This is a genomic window from Hyphococcus sp., assembly GCF_041986965.1.
GTDB lineage: Bacteria > Pseudomonadota > Alphaproteobacteria > Caulobacterales > Parvularculaceae > Hyphococcus.
On record NZ_JBHIXB010000002.1, the window covers coordinates 220,394 to 238,773 of the forward strand.

At 55.9% G+C, this 18,380-nt stretch carries 11 protein-coding genes and 1 tRNA gene; 2 read left to right on the forward strand and 10 right to left on the reverse strand.

Features of this window, described 5'->3' with window-relative positions; genetic code table 11:
- Positions 1-23 precede the first annotated feature (23 nt).
- Positions 24-6,362 (forward strand): PA14 domain-containing protein, encoded by a 6,339-nt coding sequence (locus tag ACFC5L_RS10130; protein ID WP_375203061.1) that lies wholly within the window; start codon positions 24-26, stop codon positions 6,360-6,362.
- Positions 6,363-6,654: 292 nt separating this feature from the next.
- On the opposite strand, the gene ACFC5L_RS10135 is transcribed toward ACFC5L_RS10130, so the two are convergent.
- The 8 genes from ACFC5L_RS10135 to ACFC5L_RS10170 all read right to left on the reverse strand — a co-directional run bounded on the left by ACFC5L_RS10135 (position 6,655) and on the right by ACFC5L_RS10170 (position 13,721).
- On the reverse strand, positions 6,655-7,491 hold the full coding sequence (locus ACFC5L_RS10135; RefSeq protein ID WP_375203060.1) for a helix-turn-helix domain-containing protein: 837 nt from the start codon (positions 7,489-7,491) through the stop codon (positions 6,655-6,657).
- Between the two features lie 98 nt (positions 7,492-7,589).
- A complete protein-coding gene (locus tag ACFC5L_RS10140) occupies positions 7,590-8,063 on the reverse strand; it encodes a hypothetical protein (RefSeq protein ID WP_375203059.1) in 474 nt (157 codons plus the stop codon).
- Between the two features lie 41 nt (positions 8,064-8,104).
- The gene (locus ACFC5L_RS10145; protein WP_375203058.1) at positions 8,105-8,950 is read right to left on the reverse strand and encodes an MBL fold metallo-hydrolase; all 846 of its coding nucleotides are present in this window, start codon (positions 8,948-8,950) and stop codon (positions 8,105-8,107) included.
- Positions 8,947-9,738: a TatD family hydrolase gene (locus ACFC5L_RS10150; protein WP_375203057.1), complete on the reverse strand. Its 792-nt coding sequence runs from the start codon at positions 9,736-9,738 to the stop codon at positions 8,947-8,949. Before ACFC5L_RS10150 ends, ACFC5L_RS10145 begins: the two co-directional genes overlap by 4 nt.
- Before the next feature lie 5 nt (positions 9,739-9,743).
- Complete coding sequence (locus ACFC5L_RS10155; protein ID WP_375203056.1) at positions 9,744-10,754, reverse strand: DNA polymerase III subunit delta'; 1,011 nt, start codon at positions 10,752-10,754, stop codon at positions 9,744-9,746.
- Positions 10,755-10,808: 54 nt separating this feature from the next.
- Positions 10,809-11,465: a dTMP kinase gene (gene tmk / locus ACFC5L_RS10160; protein WP_375203055.1), complete on the reverse strand. Its 657-nt coding sequence runs from the start codon at positions 11,463-11,465 to the stop codon at positions 10,809-10,811.
- Positions 11,466-12,641, reverse strand: a complete 1,176-nt coding sequence (locus ACFC5L_RS10165) for a D-alanyl-D-alanine carboxypeptidase family protein (RefSeq protein ID WP_375203054.1) — start codon at positions 12,639-12,641, stop codon at positions 11,466-11,468.
- A 78-nt stretch (positions 12,642-12,719) separates the two neighbouring features.
- Positions 12,720-13,721 carry a septal ring lytic transglycosylase RlpA family protein gene (locus ACFC5L_RS10170; protein ID WP_375203053.1) on the reverse strand — a complete coding sequence of 334 codons (1,002 nt, stop codon included), beginning with the start codon at positions 13,719-13,721 and terminating at the stop codon, positions 12,720-12,722.
- Between the two features lie 125 nt (positions 13,722-13,846).
- Here ACFC5L_RS10170 and ACFC5L_RS10175 point away from each other — a divergent pair.
- Positions 13,847-13,936 (forward strand) — tRNA-Ser (locus tag ACFC5L_RS10175).
- 127 nt (positions 13,937-14,063) lie between these two features.
- On the opposite strand, the gene ACFC5L_RS10180 is transcribed toward ACFC5L_RS10175, so the two are convergent.
- Together ACFC5L_RS10180 and amaB are read right to left on the reverse strand one after the other, a co-directional pair.
- Positions 14,064-16,607, reverse strand: coding sequence for a TonB-dependent receptor (locus ACFC5L_RS10180; protein ID WP_375203052.1), 2,544 nt, complete (start codon positions 16,605-16,607; stop codon positions 14,064-14,066).
- Between the two features lie 282 nt (positions 16,608-16,889).
- Positions 16,890-18,377, reverse strand: a complete 1,488-nt coding sequence (gene amaB, locus ACFC5L_RS10185) for an L-piperidine-6-carboxylate dehydrogenase (protein WP_375203051.1) — start codon at positions 18,375-18,377, stop codon at positions 16,890-16,892.
- Positions 18,378-18,380: the final 3 nt, after the last annotated feature.

The window sequence follows — 18,380 nt, forward strand, 5'->3', positions numbered from 1 at the left end:
TAAATCCTTTCGGAAAGGTGTTTTTGAAACGTAGAAATTACAAAAAAAGTGCATTTTTTCAGTCTGTTAACCAACATGATAAGGGTCTGATTAAGCGTCGCTGCTTATGTTCGCATGAGGATAGTTGCGTAAAGAGTGAGATTATGGCGAAGGATCAGCCTGCAGCAGAAGTTGCAAATGAAAACCGGCAGGTACGCGAAGACCGCCATGATGTTGAGGACGCGGCTTTTACAAGCGATCGCGACGCTCTGAAAAAGGCGCGTGATGAAGAAAAACCTGCTCTTGATGATGGAGACGGCGCTGGGGATTACGCAAACCTACACTTTGGTGACCAAAATATTAACGATATTGAAAAGTCGGCAGAGGCGAAAAGTGATGCTGCTGCAGATGCCGGACGCATCGAATCGTTTTCACCCGAATTAGACCCAGCATCTGCCGCAGTGCCAGAGCAGGGCGATTATGCCGGGTCACAGGAAAATATCCGGCCTGAAGGGCGTGACGCACATTCTGTTAACTCCACAAATGACCTGCCATTGCCAGATGAAACGACAGAGGGCGAAGCGTTCAACTTTAGCCAGGAGCCTGGCCTTGCTGACAGGGCTGGTGCGCCCGATTTAAGCGTTCTTCAGGAGAACAGCGCCGGCAATCGGCAAGAGTCATCTGAACTGCAGGAACGGCCTGTCAATACAGCGTCTAACCGCGCGCGAAACGGCGACCTCGCTGATGACGAGAAGGGTGCAGGTGAGCCTGACCGCGCAGATGGCAACGACAATGCTGATGGTAATGACAATAAGGCGCCGGATGTAGCCAGCCCTGACGCCAATGTATCCCCCACAGACATCATTCTGGCAGGCGGCAGCGCGCCAGAAAACGTCGCGGGCGCTCTAGTCGCCCGCTTGTCGGCCAGTGATGCAGATGACGGCGATACGGCCACATTCACGATTATCAAAGACGATTCCGGACTTTTTGAAGTCGTCGGCGATGAGTTGAAATTAGTAGATGGGTCGGCGTTCAACTTTGAAGCCCAATCATCTTACGAGCTTACCCTGCAGGTTGTGGACAGCGCAGGGAATACGTTTGATAAAAACGTTTCCGTCAGTGTTGAAGACGTCAATGAGGCACCGACCGATATAGGCCTTTCTTCACTTAGCATTGCCGAAAACATGACTGGCGGTGTTGTTGGGGCAATATCCGTTCTCGATCCGGATGCAGGCGAGGAATTCTCCTTCGTCGTTTCAGACGATCGCTTCGAAGTCGTGGAAAACCAGCTAAAGCTGAAAGATGGCGTATTCTTGGACGCTGAAACTACGGCGCCGATCGATCTCGTCGTCACGGCCACGGATGTAGGCGGTCTAGGCATCGATGGAACGTTCACAATCAGCGTCTTGGATCAGAACGAAGCTCCAGTGCTCAATGTAGTCAAGGAAGCGGGGCTTCGCGCGTCTTACTACAATGTCGGTCATTCCCTGAGCGATCTTGACGAGGTGAATTTTGACGCGGCGCCGGATGCGGAAGGTGTCGTCGACAGTCTGAACTATATGACGGGCCAGCAATCGTTCTGGGACGGCGCGCCCGGCGACTATTTCGCCGCGAAATATGAAGGTCATCTCATCGTAGAAGAAGGCGGAACCTACACCTTCGATATGGCGAGCGATGACGGCAGCATGCTGTTTATTGACGGCGTAGCCGTGCTCGATAATGACGGCCTTCATGGCACACGCACACGCTCAGTGACGATAGACCTGGAAGCTGGCGCTCACGACATTGAGGTGCGGTACTTTGAAAATGGCGGTTCGCAAACGCTGCAACTTGCCTGGTCCGGCCCGGACACTGGCGGCGTTACGGAAGTCATCAGCGGTGATTCGTTCGAGCACGGCGCCTCCATTGGCGATTTGACCCTGCATGATGATGTTGCCGGCGCCGTTGTGGCGCGCCTTTCTCTGACTGATCCTGATATTGGCGACAGTCATAATTTTATCGTCAGCGATGACCGTTTCGAAGTTGTCCTCGATGGCGGAGAGCCCTATTTGAAGTTGAAAGATGGTGTTTCGGTCAGCTACGAAGCCGAAACGGCGCTGAATGTTGATGTTACAGTGACCGATGCTGGCGGCGCCAGCAGCACGCTCACTGTGCCCATTACTGTTCTCGACACAAACCACGCCCCCGCAATCCAGCTTGTGGGCGGGGAGGGGCTGCATGCATCTTATTATAATGTTGGCCATTCTCTGAGCGATCTCGACCAGGTTGATTTTAATGCCGCCCCTGACGCCGAAGCCGTAGTGAGCAGCCTGAATTACATGGCCGGCCAGGAATCTTTCTGGGAAGGCGCCCCCGGCGACTATTTCGCCGCCAAATATGAGGGTCAGCTCCTGGTAGAAGAAGGTGGAACCTACACCTTCGATATGGCGAGTGATGACGGCAGCATGCTGTTCATTGATGGTGTTGCAGTTCTTGATAATGATGGCCTGCATTCGACCCGCACCCGCTCAGTTAGCGTAGATTTAGACTCCGGATCGCACGATATCGAAGTACGTTACTTCGAAAACGGTGGTTCGCAAACGCTTCAGCTTGCCTGGTCCGGCCCGGACACTGGCGATGTTTCGGAAGTTATCAGCGGCGATTCTTATCGCTTGCCCGGCTTTGAAGATGCAGACCGCCTCGGCATTACTGAAAATGCTGAAGGTGGCGTCGCTGCGCGCCTTACCATCGCTGATACTGAAAATGATGCGATTGAAATTACCGTTGATGATGACCGCTTTGAAGTCATCAATGATAGCGACGGTTATGTGTTGAAACTTAAAGACGGAATTGATGTAAACTACGAAACAGAGGCTGAAATCTCGGTAACCGTGACGGCGACTGATTCTCACGGCGAAAGCTCATCTCAGTCTTTCGACATTCCTGTCCTCAATGTTGACGAATCTCCTATTGATTTCGTGTTGTCGCCTGATGCTTCTGGCGGAGTTTTATCTCTGAATCAGGACGGCGGAACTGATGATGCAGCAATAGCGTCAGACATCGCCGGATTTCCAACTGACGCATTGACCGTTGAGGTCCGTTTCTCTTCGGATCAGACGGATGTTGGCAACGGAACGCCGCTTTTCTCTTACGCAGCCAGTAATGGCTCCGATAATGAGGCGCTGATCTGGCTCGAGGGATCGAGCGGCAACATGCATATCTTCCTCGCAGGTCAGAAGATCAATACCGGTGTGCCGAACGCCTCTCTGCTCGACGGGGAAGAACATCAGGTGTCTTTTACCTGGGATCAGGCGTCGAACGAGCTCAAGGTCTATGTGGACGGGGAGCCCGCTTTTGACACGACCATCGATATCCGTGACCTGAAAGCTGGCGGCACGCTCGCTTTCGGTCAGGAACAGGACTCCGAAGGCGGCGGGTTTGTGACTGGCCAGATCTTTGAAGGGGAAATCGCGGAAGTTCGCATCTTTGATTATGCGCGAAGCGATGTTGAGATCGCTGACCATAATGGCGCGCCGATAGTTGATCCCGAGACGGAACCGGGACTTACAAATAACTGGGTGATGAACGAAGCCAATGGCGGCGTGATCGAAGACCTGGTTGGCGTCGACGACCTACAGCTTGTCAACGACGCTCATGTCGAAGGCGGAACCGTATATGATACGCCGACCGTGCTTGAGAACAATCCAGGCGCTGTCATCGGCGCTCTGTCGGCGAACGATCCAGACACAGGAGAGGCCGTTGGCGATTTTGACATAGTCAATGATCCCTCTGGCGCATTTGAAATTGTCGGCAATGAGCTGAAACTTAAAGACGGCGTTTCATTAGACTATGAATCGCAGAGCTCGTATGACCTTACGATAGAAGCGACTGGCCCGGATGGAGAAACGACGCAGCAGACTTTCACTGTTGCCGTTGCAAACCAGAATGAAGCGCCGGTTGACTTTGCCTTGGATCCGACTGCGGCGGTAAAAGTTTTATCGCTCAATCAGGATGGCGGCGTTGACGATGCAGCGATTGCATCTGATCTCGCCGGCTTCCCAACTGATGCTTTGACGGTTGAGGTCCGTTTCTCCTCTGACCAGACTGATGTTGGCAACGGGACGCCGCTTTTTTCCTATGCGGCGAATGACGGGTCAAATAATGAAGCGCTATTGTTCCTAGAAGGAGCTAGCGGCAATCTTCAGGTCTATCTGGCTGGCCAGAAAATCAACACAGGCGTGCCGAATGAGTCTCTGCTCGATGGCGAAGAACACCAAGTGTCCTTCACCTGGGATCAGGCGTCGAACGAGTTACATGTTTATGTAGACGGCGAGGCGGCCTTTAATACATCGGTCGATATTCGCGACCTTAAGGCTGGTGGAACCGTCACGCTTGGCCAGGAGCAAGACTCCGAAGGCGGCGGCTTCGTAACAAGTCAGGTGTTCGAAGGTGAGATCGCCGAAGTCCGTATTTTTGACTATGCGCGAAGCGAAGCGGAGATTGTTGACCACAATGGAGCGCCGATTGGTGACCCGGAGACGGAACCCGGCCTGATCAATAACTGGCTCATGAATGAGGCAAGTGGCGGCGAAGTTGAAGACCTCGTCGGAGTCGACAATTTCGAACTCGTTAATGGCGCCACAGTCAAGAATAGTGTTACGTCTGACATTCCAGTGGTTTCGGAGAATGATCCTGGCGCGTCTGTTGGCGTGGTCACCGCATTTGACCGTGTCTCGGGCGAGCCGATCACGAACTTTGATATCATAGACGACCCTTCAGGCTTTTTTGAGCTGGTTGGAAATGAATTGAAGCTCAAGGATGGCGTTGCGCTCGACTATGAAACGGAACAGTCGTTTGATGTAACGATCGAGGCGATTGCTGAAAATGGCGAAGCGACTCCGATGACTGTTACTGTTCAGGTCGCTGATGTTGAAGAGCTTAATCCCGTAATGGGCACGGATGGCGGCGACCGTCTGCTCGGAACCGGCGGAGATGATTTGATCTCAGGCGGCGAGGGGGACGATACAGTCGTCTATTCCGGAAATCGGGTGGATTATACGATTACCCAGATTAGCGAAACAGAATATCGCGTCATCGACAACCGGCCGGGCTCTCCAGATGGTGACGACATTGTCAACACGATCGAGAATTTCGAGTTTGCCGATCAGACAATCAGTGCTGAGAATATTCTGAACGCACCGCCGACAGATATTTCTCTGTCGCTTGCAACATCGACAATTGCGGCTGACGCCCCGGTCACCGATTCGGACATCACCATGTCTGATGGTGGAGGCGCTGATACGGCGCAGGTCGATCTTTCAGGCGCGGTCGAGGGAAGCGGTGAAATCACAATTTCCTTTGAGGTCATCGACAATTCTTTTGAGCTGATTGTGAATGGCGAGTCCCTTACGGGCAAGACGATACAACTCCAGACCAATGTGTATGATTCCACGAGCCAGGCGTTTCTCGAGTTTGGAGATGGCGCCGCGATCGACTCGCCATGGGTTGCAAATGATGACGGCTCGCCGCGCTTGATTGCACGCATCACAGCTGATGGCGTTGAGGTTTTGGCGACACGCACGCCGTCTTCCGGCGAGTATGAAGCCATGACAATCGTAAATGGCGACTTCACGGCACCGTCTTTTGTTGACGGTGTAAACACGGTGACGGTCGTTAATCCCGACGACGATGGGCCCGATGGGTTAAACGCAACGGTTTCGGCTCAATTAGGAGAGAATGTTATAGGGCCGGTATCCGGCGAAGAAGGCGCACTGGTTGGCAGTCTTGCTGCATCCGATGTGGACGCTTCGGCGGCGCCGACTTATTCCATTGTCGACGATAGTTCAGGCTTGTTTGAGATCTCCGGCGACCAGCTCAAAGTGAAAGACGGGATGGCGCTGGACTATGAAGCGCAGCAATCGCACGAAATCACTGTCGAAGTCATGGATGAGAATGGTGCGATCTATCAGGAAACGCTCACAATCGACGTCCAGGACGCAGGCGCCGCATCCCAGCAAATTTATGGCGATGCGGGTGACAATGTTCTGGCTGGCGGCGCGGGTGATGACTTTATTTATGCCGGCGCCGGGAACGACGTCATTACCGGCGGTCTCGGCGATGATGTGTTGAACGGCGGCGACGGATCGGACGTTTTTGTTTATGAGATGGGCGACGGATCAGACGTGATCGCTGGCGGTGCCGGTTGGACCGACATCATCAATCTTGGCGATGGCGCTGTGCCGCTCGGTGAATACGGAGCGGACTGGACGGTCCAGCTGACCGAAGGCTCGATTACATCCGAAACGGACGGCAATCTCATTTTCACTGATGACGCTCATGGGACGATCTCGCTAAGTGATGGTTCCGAGATCAGCTTTACCGATATCGAGCAGCTGACTTACTGACTTCTGCCTATGCAGAGGTCAGTATGGCCCCCGCGCAAAGCGACCCATAAGTTGCACAATTTATATTGTCGCAAATTATACTGATCCGGCCATGCTGCATGTATAGCCGAGAGCGCGTCAACATCGCGGCGGCGATGCTGGCGCGCTCTCGTATACCCAGAACCTTTCCCCCGCCGGTCTCTCCCCCAGCAAAGGCCCTGGAAGCGGTGTTCTCTCCCTAGAACAAGCGGAGAATAGCCGCCGATAGCGAGCGCCTATAGGAAATATTGGCCATATTGATGGGTTTTTGCGGCTAAAAACTCGCCAGCGGTATCGGTAGCGCCTGAACCTTGCGTTTGGACTGAATCTCGGTGATCAGTTGCGCTTGGTTGCCGATGAATTGCTTTGGTGTGACGCCAACGAACGTCTTGAATTCCTTGATAAAATGGGACTGATCATAAAAAGCGTCGCCCGCGGCCGACAGCCAGTCCAGCTCACCGGTCCGAATCCGGTCGGCGGCGCGCAAAGCCCGGTATTTGCGTTGCAGATATTTCGGAGACGCGCCGAAATACATCTTGGCGACCCGATCCGTCTGGCGCCGCGAAACATCCATCATATTGATGAGCTCATCGACGCTGAGATCGTTCGGATCGAGGAGCCATTGCGCAAGCGCTTCCGGGTAAACGCCTGAACGGCGCGAAGCGCGGCGCCTCAAAATGTTCGCGAAGAACCGGTCCGCGGCGCCGGCCATCTCCGCCAGACTTGCGGCATTGCGCATTTCATCAATGCTGGAGCGCGCCAGGCCGCCGGCAAAGGATGTGAGATCGATAACCTGATCCGTCGCTTCCTCGGCGTTAATGCCGCAAAGCGTAATCCATCCTTTCGGCCTGATACCGATGCCGAAAACGCGCGTTCCCGCTTCGGCTTCCATGCAGTAAGCGCCCATTGTGGGACCAAGAAGAAAAGCGGATGTGATGTGCTGTTTTTGGCCGTCCGGCGTATGCAGAAAACCGCCGCCATTCAGCACCACTCGAATATTGCCCATTTCTGCGCAAAGCGGCTGTATGGAGCGGTCTTCTGTCGAGAAATAGTAATAGGCGCGCACATGGTCGCGAAGATCCGCTCGCGGCATATGATATTCTAGCGCCATCGCCCGTGCCTTCTTTACCCAACCGCCGCACTACAAATCTGTTTTTCGCCCATTTTGCGGCGAAACTGCGAAACCGGCGCCAAAATCCAGTATTCAGGCTAAAGCGCCTGTTTTCCTTGCATTTTTTGAAGCGCCTTTCCGAGCTTAAGCATTAGGCCCGGATCGTCCTGTGCTGCTTCCTGCATGGCCGTCATCAACCTTGTTTGCGCCTCGGCGTAGCGGCGCATGTACATTTCCGCATAACCGCTCTCTGCAAGCGCGCCAGCAAGATTGCTGCGGCCTAATTCTTTCATCCGTGCGTCCAGAAGCTCATATTCTTCTGCCGCATTCGCAATTAATTTCGCCGCATTATCGGCGTCAGCTCTGTTCTCAATTTGCTCAAGCGCGTCAGCAATGCGGTTCATGCGTGACACATAAATCTCAATGGCCTCGGCGGGCGTATTCACGTCTTTGGCGTAAATTTCATACTCGATAGTCTTTTCAGCCGCCTCGGACGCATTTTCGCCCTCGCCGCCGCACGCCGCCAGCAGCAACATTGGCAATGCAAAAGCTATGCCTTTGATTTTATTCAAATTCTCTCTCCAGAGGTGTCCTATTAGGACGCTCTCATCCGTTATTCAGCATTTCCCTCAATCGTCAAGCCGTCAAAGGCGGGTTCGACCCCCGCCGGCAAGGTGTTTTTGAGGGTCTGATAGTCCATATGGATGTGCAAATTCGTCAGAATTCCCCGTCCCGGCCCTATGCGCGCTAACCATTCCAGGGCCAGATCGAGATGCGCATGGGTTTTATGCGGCTGATATTGCAGCGCATCGACGATCCACGCCTTAACACCGGATAAGGCGGCGAAGCTTTCTTCCGGCAAGCCGACGACATCGCTCGAATAGGCGATATCGCCGAAACGGAAGCCGAGCGAGTTTACGCCGCCATGATACTGTAAAAAGGCTTCCACCGGGATCGGTCCCGATGGTCCGTCTACGGAAAAGCGCTTGCCGCAGGCAGGCATATCGCGCTTGTCGAGAATGGGCGGATAGTAACTGCCCGGGGCCTGTTCAAAGCAATACCGGAACCTGTCGACGATAGCGCCGCCTGTTGAGTCGTCGATATAGACTGGAATTCGCCGGCGCATCTGCAAGGCAAAGACGCGTAGATCGTCAATGCCGTGGCTCTGATCAGCATGGTCGTGTGTAAAAAGCACAGCGTCGAGACGAGAGCATTGAGCTGCCAGCAACTGCGTACGCATGTCAGGCGAAGTATCCACCAGTACCGACGTAACCTTATCGTGGGCGAAGCCGAATTGCGGATGCTCTCGTTGAACAAGGATGGAGCAGCGAGAGCGGCGGTTTTTGGGCTCGTTCGGGTCGCAAGCGCCCCAGTCACCCTTCCCGTCAACTCCGCCAAAACGCGGCACGCCGCCTGACGAGCCGCTGCCGAGAATGATAACCCGCAATTTACCCGTCATGACGATGTCCGCGGATCGTGTGCTTTTGAAAAAAGACGAAAGAAGTTGTCTGTCGTTGCTTGTGCGATATCTTCTGCGCTGACGTCTTTGATTTCGGCGAGCTTCTCGGCGACATGCACGACATAACTCGGCTCGTTCCGCCGCCCGCGCATGGGAACCGGCGCCAGGTAAGGGCAATCGGTTTCGATGATGATGCGGTCGAGCGGCGTCGCCTCGGCGATAGCGCGGACATCATTTGCATTTTTGAAAGTGATAATCCCGGAAAAGGAGACATAGCCGCCAAGCTTGAGCGCCGTCTGCGCAAGCTCCGGTCCGCCCGTATAGCAATGGAGCAGGGGGAGGAAGCACCCTTCCCTATATTCGTTCTCCAGCAAGTTGCTTGTTTCTGCGTCTGCGTCGCGCGTGTGAATGATCAAAGGAAGGTTCGTTTCGCGGGATGCTGCAATATGCGCGCGAAACACAGCTTCCTGGACGTCGCGATCTGAATATTCATAATAAAAGTCGAGACCGCATTCGCCGATGCCGACAACATTTTCGTTAGCGGCCAGATCAATCAGGGTTTGCGCCGTTAGATCCGCGTAATCTTTTGCATGATGTGGGTGGACGCCGACGCTGCGCCAGATCAAAGGGTCTTTATCTGCAATCGCGGCGATCGCGTCTGTGGATGACAACTGGTCAGAAATGGTCAACATCGCCGAGACGCCGGCTGTGCGGGCCCGACCGACAATCTCTTCAAGGTCTTCGGCATACTGCTCTGAATGCAGATTAACGTGACTATCGACCAGCATGTGCGTCAGGCCGCCCGGTGCTTCAGCGCCAGCCGCAGGTCAAAAGCCGCCGCCTCAAGCAACTGTCCCCGGTCGAGGTTTAAGGCCTCGCCTCGGCCGACAAGCGTTGTCACGGCCTGCCACGCCTCAAGAAGGTCTCCAGCGCCGGCGTTAGCAAAGCCATGCGCTGCGCCCTGCATTGCAGCGGTTCTGGAGGCGTCGCTAAGACTTGTAATCACCGTGTCGCGGAAAACAGGCCAGCGTGCGTCGCCTGCTTTGCCAGAAACGCCGGCGATAATTCTGGACAGATCGGCGCCTTTCTGCGCCGCCTGTAAATATCCGTGGGCGAGTTTTATCGCTTCGCCCCCCTCGCCCGCCGCGAGCATCATGGCGTAGCCGGGACGACCGCGCGCATGGGCGGTGATGTTGCTGGCGTCTTCTGCGCCAACGCCTTCTTCAATCAGCAATTGCTTTATTTCGTCATCGCCGATCGGGGACATCGTCAGGCGGCGGCAGCGCGAACGAATAGTCGGCAAGAGCCTGCCTGGCGCCGATGATAAAAGCAGCAAGGTTGCGCCTTCGGGCGGTTCTTCGAGCGCCTTCAACAGCGCATTGGCCGCGTTGCGATTCATGTCGTCTGCAGTGTCGACAATGGCGACGCGTGCGCCGCCGCCGGACGCGGTGCGGTTCAGAAAGTTCGTTAATTTACGGATGGTTTCGACAGTGATTTCAGCCTGTCGGCGTCCTTTCTTCTCGTCATAGAGCCGCTCTGCGACGAAAAGATCGGGATGCGCTTCTGCAGCGATATGCCGGAAGGCTTTTGCCGTTTCCGGCATATCCAGCGATTGCGCGTCAGAGAGCGCCGAAGGCTCAAGAAGCGCCCGGGCGATGCGATAGGCGAGGGTCGCCTTTCCGGCCCCTTCCGGCCCGGCAAGGATCCAGCCATGGGTCAGCGTCCCCTCTCCGATAGCCGCCCGCAGACTTCGCTCAAGCGCCGCCCGGCCAATTTGGCGGGTTTGCGCTCGCGGAGAGATCAATTCATCTTCCATGACCCGTAACTAGGGCGTTTGAGGCGTGTTTGGAAGGGGGCTTCAGCGGCTGAGGAGCTGCGGAAAACGTGTTTGAATAACCTCGCGGATACGCCCTGCAACATCCGCAATGCCATCTTTTGCGCTCACGACGGCGCAGCGCTCAGGCTCACGTCTGGCTATTTCCAGAAAAGCTTGGCGCACCTTTTCCTGATAGGCGGCGCCTTTGGATTCAAAACGCTGTTCGGCGTCGCCGGTCGCGCCTGAGCGTTTCAATCCTTCTTCCACGGGAAGATCGAGAATGATCGTCAGGTCTGGCCCGCGCGCAGCGACAACCAGCTGGTAAAGCGTGGTGACGGCCTTTTCGCCAAGGTCGCCGGCTAATCCCTGATAGGCCATCGTGGAGTCCGCGAAACGGTCTGTAATCACGACGGCGCCGCGCTTGAGGGCAGGCTCGATGGTGCGTTCGAGATGATCCGCCCGCGCTGCATACATGAGTAGCGCTTCACTGATTGGCGACCACTTGTTCGCGTCGCCTTCCAGCAAGAGTTTCCGGATGGCTTCGCCCCCGGGAGAGCCGCCGGGTTCGCGGGTGATGACGACCTCACGCCCTGTCTGGCGCAAGGCTTCGGCCAATAACTCGATCTGTGTTGATTTCCCGGCGCCGTCTCCGCCTTCGAAACTGATGAAAAAACCGGACGAAGACACTGGCGTCGTCATCTACTCGGCCGACTGCGCATCCGCCGCCCCATCGGACGGCTTCGCCAACAGCTTTTTCGCAGCCAGACCGATCTTGCCCCAAATGCCTGCTTCCTGAACAGCGCGGCCGGCGTAGAGCGCATATTCGCGGACCGGGCCAGATGGCGCTTCGACTCGCAGATAGCCTATTTGCTGGTTCTCTTTGATAGGCGCGGCGACGGGGCCTTCATAAACGATTGTCGCCTTCGCGCCGTCCAGAAGAGAGCGGTGCAAAATCAGTTTTACCGGTTCATGCGCTATCAACGGAACGGCAGTCTGCTTGCCTTTGAAAACTTCTGCATCGCCGACAACATCCCCGGCTTCGAAAAAAGTTTTGGTGTTGAAGTCATTAAAAGCGAGCCGCAACAGCCGCGCCGACTCTGTTGCGCGTTCGCGCTCGGAAGACAGACCGTTCACTACAACGATCCGGCGTTCTCCATTCATCACCGCTGCGCCAACAAGGCCATAACCGGATTCTTCGGTATGCCCGGTTTTGAGGCCGTCGGCGCCTTCCACCATATCAAGGATCGGATTGCGGTTCGCCTGTCGGATTTTTTCCCAGGTGAATTCGCGCTCAGCAAAGAGCGCATAATATTCGCCATATTCAGAGATAATTTTTCGAGAGAGAATGGCGAGGTCGCGCATGCTCATTTTATGGTTCGGATCCGGTTTTCCGTGCGGATTGCCGAAGGTGGAATCGTTGAGGCCCCATTCATGAGCCTTGCGGTTCATCAATTCGACGAACGCTTCCTCTGAGCCGGAAAGGTTCTCCGCGACGACGATACAGGCGTCGTTGCCCGACTGAACGATGATGCCGCGTAAAATATCCAGAACCGGAATGCTGTCGCCAACGCGCACCCACATGGATGAGCCTTCTCGCTCGCGCCAGGCCTTCTCGCTGACGTCGAACTCATCAGTCAGTTTTAGCGAACCGTTTTTCAGGCGCTCAAAAACGATGGCCACAGTCATCAGTTTCGACATGGAAGCCGGCGCCGTGGGGGTGCGTGCGTTTTTTTCGTAGAGGATCTCGCCGGTGCGATAATCCATGATAAGCGCATACTCAGCGGGCGTCGTCAGCGGGGTCTGGCTTTGTGCGAGCGCGGTCCCGGCGCTGGCGGCGACCATCGCGAGCGCGGCTATGATCTGCGAAAACTTCAAAACGCGTCTCCTCAACTTACTCGAGCGGCTGATATTGTTGCGCCAATGCTTTGAAAATATACTACTTTCAAGGCGTTCTTATGGTGTCAGCGTGACCAGCGAAGCGTCAGCATAGCCTGCTCTCCGCACAGCTTCCAATTTTTCTGCGGCGGTCTCAATAGATGAAAATGGCCCCAGATTGACGCGGTAAAACACAGTTCCCGCCTCGGTTTCAACACGAGACATCCTGAGAGGCCCGATATCACCGAGCTGCGCGCGTAAGGCATCAATATTGTCGAGGCGTGATAGGGCCGCCACGCGGATCAGATAGATCGCCTCCGCCGGCTGTTCCGGGCTCACTGATGGGTGAACAAGGCGGGCGTCATCCGGGTCCGGCGTCGACAGATCCGCCGCCGGGATCTCCGCCTCCTCGCCGCCCTCGGCCTCCGCGATCGCCAGCTCTTCAGCGCCAGGCGTCAGGGCGGGTGCGCTTTCCATGCTGGTCAGGAGTTCGGAAATCGGATCGCAATCAGGGTCTACGCCCGGGCGGATGGTTTCCTGGCGCACTGGCGCCGCCCGGGCCACCCGGCTCTCACGCGGCGAGGTTTTGGGCGCCGCCGCCGTCAGCGGCGCCCGTCCGGCATAGCGAACCCGCACCCGCGCCGTCCCCTGCCGTTCAAAACCGAGCTCTCGCGCGGCCTCGCGGGACATATCAATGATGCGGTCATCCACGAATGGGCCCCGATCATTGACGCGAACGACCACCGAGCGCCCGTTTTCCAGATTCGTGACCTCCACCATCGATGGAAGCGGCAGCGTGGTGTGAGCGGCCGAGAGCCGGTTCATGTCAAAAATTTCGCCATTGGCGGTAAGACGGCCATGAAATTGCGACCCATACCAAGAGGCGACGCCCACCTTTGAATAGTTCGGGTCTTCGGCCGGATAATAGGTCTTGCCCTTCACCTTGTAGGGCTTGCCGATCTTATAATGCGGATCGCCCCCTCGCCCCCCCGACGGCCCCGATGTCGTTGTACAGGCGGCGGCGAGCGCCAGGACGCCAAGAGCGATGAGTTTAAGAACGAATGAGGCTTGGTTGCCCATAAAACACTGTATTGTTGCTGGCTGTGTAAGCGCTATCGGGATTAGTCACCCATGGTTAACGTCTTCTTAACCATGCTTGATCGTCCCTTGTCATTTTCGACGGGCGCGTTATGTCTCAGCGTCCCGGAGGGGTGGCAGAGTGGTCGATTGCGGCGGTCTTGAAAACCGTTGAGCGTGCGAGCGTTCCGTGGGTTCGAATCCCACCCCCTCCGCCAGCATGGCCCCCAGGCGGCTTTTCTCACAACAGATCACCCGACAAAGAAAAACGCCGCGCCCGATAAAGGCGCAGCGTTTGGAGGGAAAGATTTGAGCGGCGCAAGGAGCGCCGCTCAATACTCGTGATTAGAAATTACGCTTCAGCGTAACCGCAAAGGTGCGCGGCTTGCCCGGCGAGCCATAGACATGGCCCACAGCGGCGGCGTCATTCACCTTGGTCGTCAGGTAATATTTGTCAAAGAGGTTCTGGACTTCAAAAGCGATGCCCCAATTGTCATCCTCGGAGTTCCACATGATGCGAGCGTTGCCAAGGAAATATCCCTCGATGAGGTTGTCGGCCACCAATTCCGGGATTGGACCGCCGCCACCATTGAGGCCGAACGACTCGAAACCAGCAGACCCGGCAACAACGTTATTGGGGACAATCTGTTCCCGTACGTTGCCAGCTTCCGTGAAGATTTCAGACTGATAGGAACCGTCAAACCTGAAGCTCAGATCGCCGCCCCAGACATTTTCAATGTCATACTGAACGCCGATGCTGTACTGCCATTCCGGCGTGTACGGCGTGATGTCACCGAGAGCGACGCCTGTGCCGGCATTCGGGTCGATTTCCTTATACTGGAAGTCGAGATAGCTCAGCGAAGCATCGATGCTGATTTCCGGAATAGGATAGAAAGCCGCTTCAGCTTCGAAGCCCTTCACCTTGGCCGAACCGACGTTGCTTGGGCGCAAGCATGGCGCCTGCTGACCTACAGGAAGATCCGCACAGAAAGTCGAGTTCAGCACGATATCGTTGTAGGGGAAGTAGAAGCCCGCAAGGTTCAACCGCAAACGATTGTCCCAGAGATCGGACTTAAGACCGAGTTCGTAGGACGTAATGGTTTCCGGCACATGCGGTGTCGCCTGGCTCGGGAAGAACGGGCGGGCGTTGAAACCGCCTGCACGATAGCCGGTTGCAACCTGACCATAGACCAGGAGTTCATCGCTGAACCGGTAGTCAAGCGCGACGCGCCAGTCGAGCTGGTCGTTCTTGAAGGTGGCTGTCGTTCCGTCAACGCCGAAGAGGAGACAGTTCGGCTGGTTGCCAATGTCGACGGGACCGGCTGTCATCGCGCCCAGGAAGAAGTTACATGGGCCCTGCACCGGCGTAAGGTCGGGGTTCCGGCGACGATACAGATACTCTTTCTTGTCCCAGGATTCCCGAACGCCGCCTGTCAGGTGGAAGTTGTCAGCGAGGTTCAGCGTCACGTTCGCGAAGACCGCCTTGTTTGTCGACGGTGTCGGGTCCGGCCCGTGAATGAAGTCGAGTTCCGCATAAGCGATATTGATACGGCCAGTGTAGAAGCTGTCCGTATCGAAGTAGAAGCCGCCAATCGTGAAGTCGACGAACTCGTCAAACAGCTGACCATTGAGACGAATCTCCTGGCTCCACTGTTCGTTGGTCTGAGTCTGGTTCAGAAGGTTTGGCGCCAACGGCGAACCGTCCACGTCATAAGACCAGTCGGTCTTGTATTTCCGGTAAGATGTCACCGAGAACAAGGAAAGGTTCTCGCTGAGACCGATATCCATCGTCAGCGCAGCGCCGTAATTGTCCATATCCCGGTGCGGATCGAGCGCCAACGGGTTGTATGGGAACTGCGAGTCGCCAGGATACAGGTTGTTGAAGGTCGCATAAGAGACGTAACGCCCGTCATAGCCGGTAAGCGTATCGCAGCCATTAGGGCCCGATGCGACGAACATGCAGTTATAAGGGATGGCCATTCCGTCGGTGCCGCGCAGCCAGGGGCGCGAGGGATCGTTGTTCAATGCGCCATCGGCGTTTGCATAAAGGAGCGTCGAAACACCCGCATCATTGCGTTCGCGTGTGTAGTCGCCGGACAGGTTAATGTCGACATTATCCGTCGGGCGCCAGCGCAACGCGATTTTACCGCCAGCAATGGCGTGGCCGCCGTCACGGCCCAGAACAGGATCCTGGCCTGTCGCCTGCGTCGGCACATTGGTGCCGGGGTGGGTCAACGCATAGTCGAGACGTTTAATATAACCGGTCTCGTTTTTGCTTACGCCCGAAACACGCATCGCAAGGGTTTCAGTAATCGGCACATCGTAGATGCCGCGGATGTCGATACGGTCATAAGACCCATACGTCACCTGGAAGGAGCCGGAATTGTCGCCCTGCGGTTTTTCGGAATAGAGCTTGATCGCGCCGCCGATGGAGTTCCGGCCAGCCAGCGTGCCTTGCGGTCCACGCAGAACTTCAACCCGGTCGACATCCATAAGGTCGAGCAGCGAACCCGTCAGAGTCGGCAGATAAACGTCATCGATGTAGATGCCGACGCCCGGCTCAACCGCGAAGTTCGGGTCGTTCTGGCCGATGCCGCGAATATACGCGATCATCGCAGAACCATATTCCTGGTTCTGTCCGGCGAGCGTTACGTTCGGCGCCTGACGAGCGATCTGAGACAGCTCCGTCTGGCTGCGCCGTTCGAGCATGTCGCCTGTAACAGCTGTAATAGCGAGTGGAGCATCCTGCAGGTTCTGTTCGCGGAACTGCGCCGTGACGACGATTTCGTCGGTTTGGGCAAGCGCCGCTGTTCCTGCGACGCTCGTAAGCGCTACAAGCGACACACTCGCACGTGCAAGAGTCCTCATAGCCGTTTTGCGACTGTTCATCCGTTACCTCCCATGAACTAAGCAATGTGAATCAGTTTCTATTTTTCTTTAGCGATAACATAAATCGCCATAATCAAACGTATATTTTCGAGTTTTATCGCCGATCCTCGTCATGTTGTTGCAGTCAAGCAACGACAGGATCGCAATAACGGTATGATGTTTAGTCCTGACAGCTTATGCTATTACTTCAAATAATAGCTTTAAACAGGACCGTTCACGCGCGGTTTATGAACATGAAAACAACGTGAAGCTATTTTTTGGAAGAGTTAGGATTCCATAAGCTTAGATGTCGAATTTCACACCCTGAGCAAGCGGCAATTCCGTTGAATAATTCACGGTCTGCGTCTGCCGCCGCATATAAGCTTTCCAGGCGTCCGAGCCGCTTTCGCGTCCGCCGCCAGTTTCCTTTTCTCCGCCAAAGGCGCCGCCGATCTCTGCGCCGGAAGGTCCGATATTCACATTGGCGATGCCGCAATCGGAACCGCTGGCCGAGAGGAATTGCTCCGCTTCAAGAACATCGCGTGTGAAAATGCAGGATGAGAGTCCTTGAGGAACGGAATTTTGCATCGCAATAGCATCGCTTAACGCGTCATAGCGGATGACATAAAGAATAGGCGCGAAGGTTTCCTCCAACACGATGCCGGCATGTTCGTCGAGTTCAACGATGGCCGGCCGCACATACCAGCCATTGTCGCCCACATGTTCCCCGCCGGCGATTGTCCCGCCCTGCGCTTTGGCGCGGTCGAGGGCGTAATGCATGCGGTCGAATGAGGCTTTGTCGATTAGGGGGCCAACAAGAACGCCTTCCTGCAAAGGGTCGCCAACCGGCAGGGAGGCATAGGCGGTTTTAAGGCGGGGCGCGAACTCATCATAGATGCGCTCATGGACGAAAAGGCGGCGCAGGCTGGTGCAACGCTGTCCTGCCGTTCCTGCCGCCGAAAAACAAACAGCGCGCAAGGAAAGGTCGAGGTCAGCGCTTGCGGAAACAATGCCGGCATTATTGCCGCCGAGTTCGAGCAAGCTGCGGCCGAACCGTTTTGCGACACGCGGACCGACTTCGCGCCCCATGCGCGTGGACCCGGTTGCTGAAACGAGTGCAATGCGGGGATCGTCGACAAGTTGCTCACCAGCGGCGCGTTCCCCGACGATGACCTGGCTCAAATGTTTTGGCGCGTCACCGAAACGGGACGCCGCGCGCTCGAACAGAGATTGAACCGCGAGCGCTGTCAGCGGCGTCTTTTCGGATGGCTTCCAAAGGCAGGAGTTTCCGCAAACGAGGGCGAGCGCCGCATTCCATGACCAGACAGCGACCGGGAAGTTAAAGGCGGAGATGACCCCGACCGGTCCAATGGGGTGCCAGCTTTCGCGCATATGGTGGCCTGGCCGCTCCGATGCGATGGTGAGGCCATAAAGCTGTCGCGAAAGACCGACGGCGAAATCGCATATGTCGATCATTTCCTGAACTTCGCCGAGGCCTTCGGAGAGGATCTTGCCGCACTCGATTGTCACGAGCCGGCCCAGGTCGTCCTTGTGCTTGCGAAGCTCTTCGCCAAACAGACGCACGAGTTCACCGCGGCGCGGTGCGGGAACCGATCGCCATTTCAGAAAAGCATCTTGGGCGAGCGTGATCTTTTCATCGATCATCGCCTGATCGCTGATCGCAACCTGGGCAAGCTCTGAGCCGTCTATGGGGGTTGTGACTGACAGCGGTCCGCGCGTGTAATCGCGCTCTTCAACGCCGAGGCGGTACATCAGGTCGGAAATATCCATGTG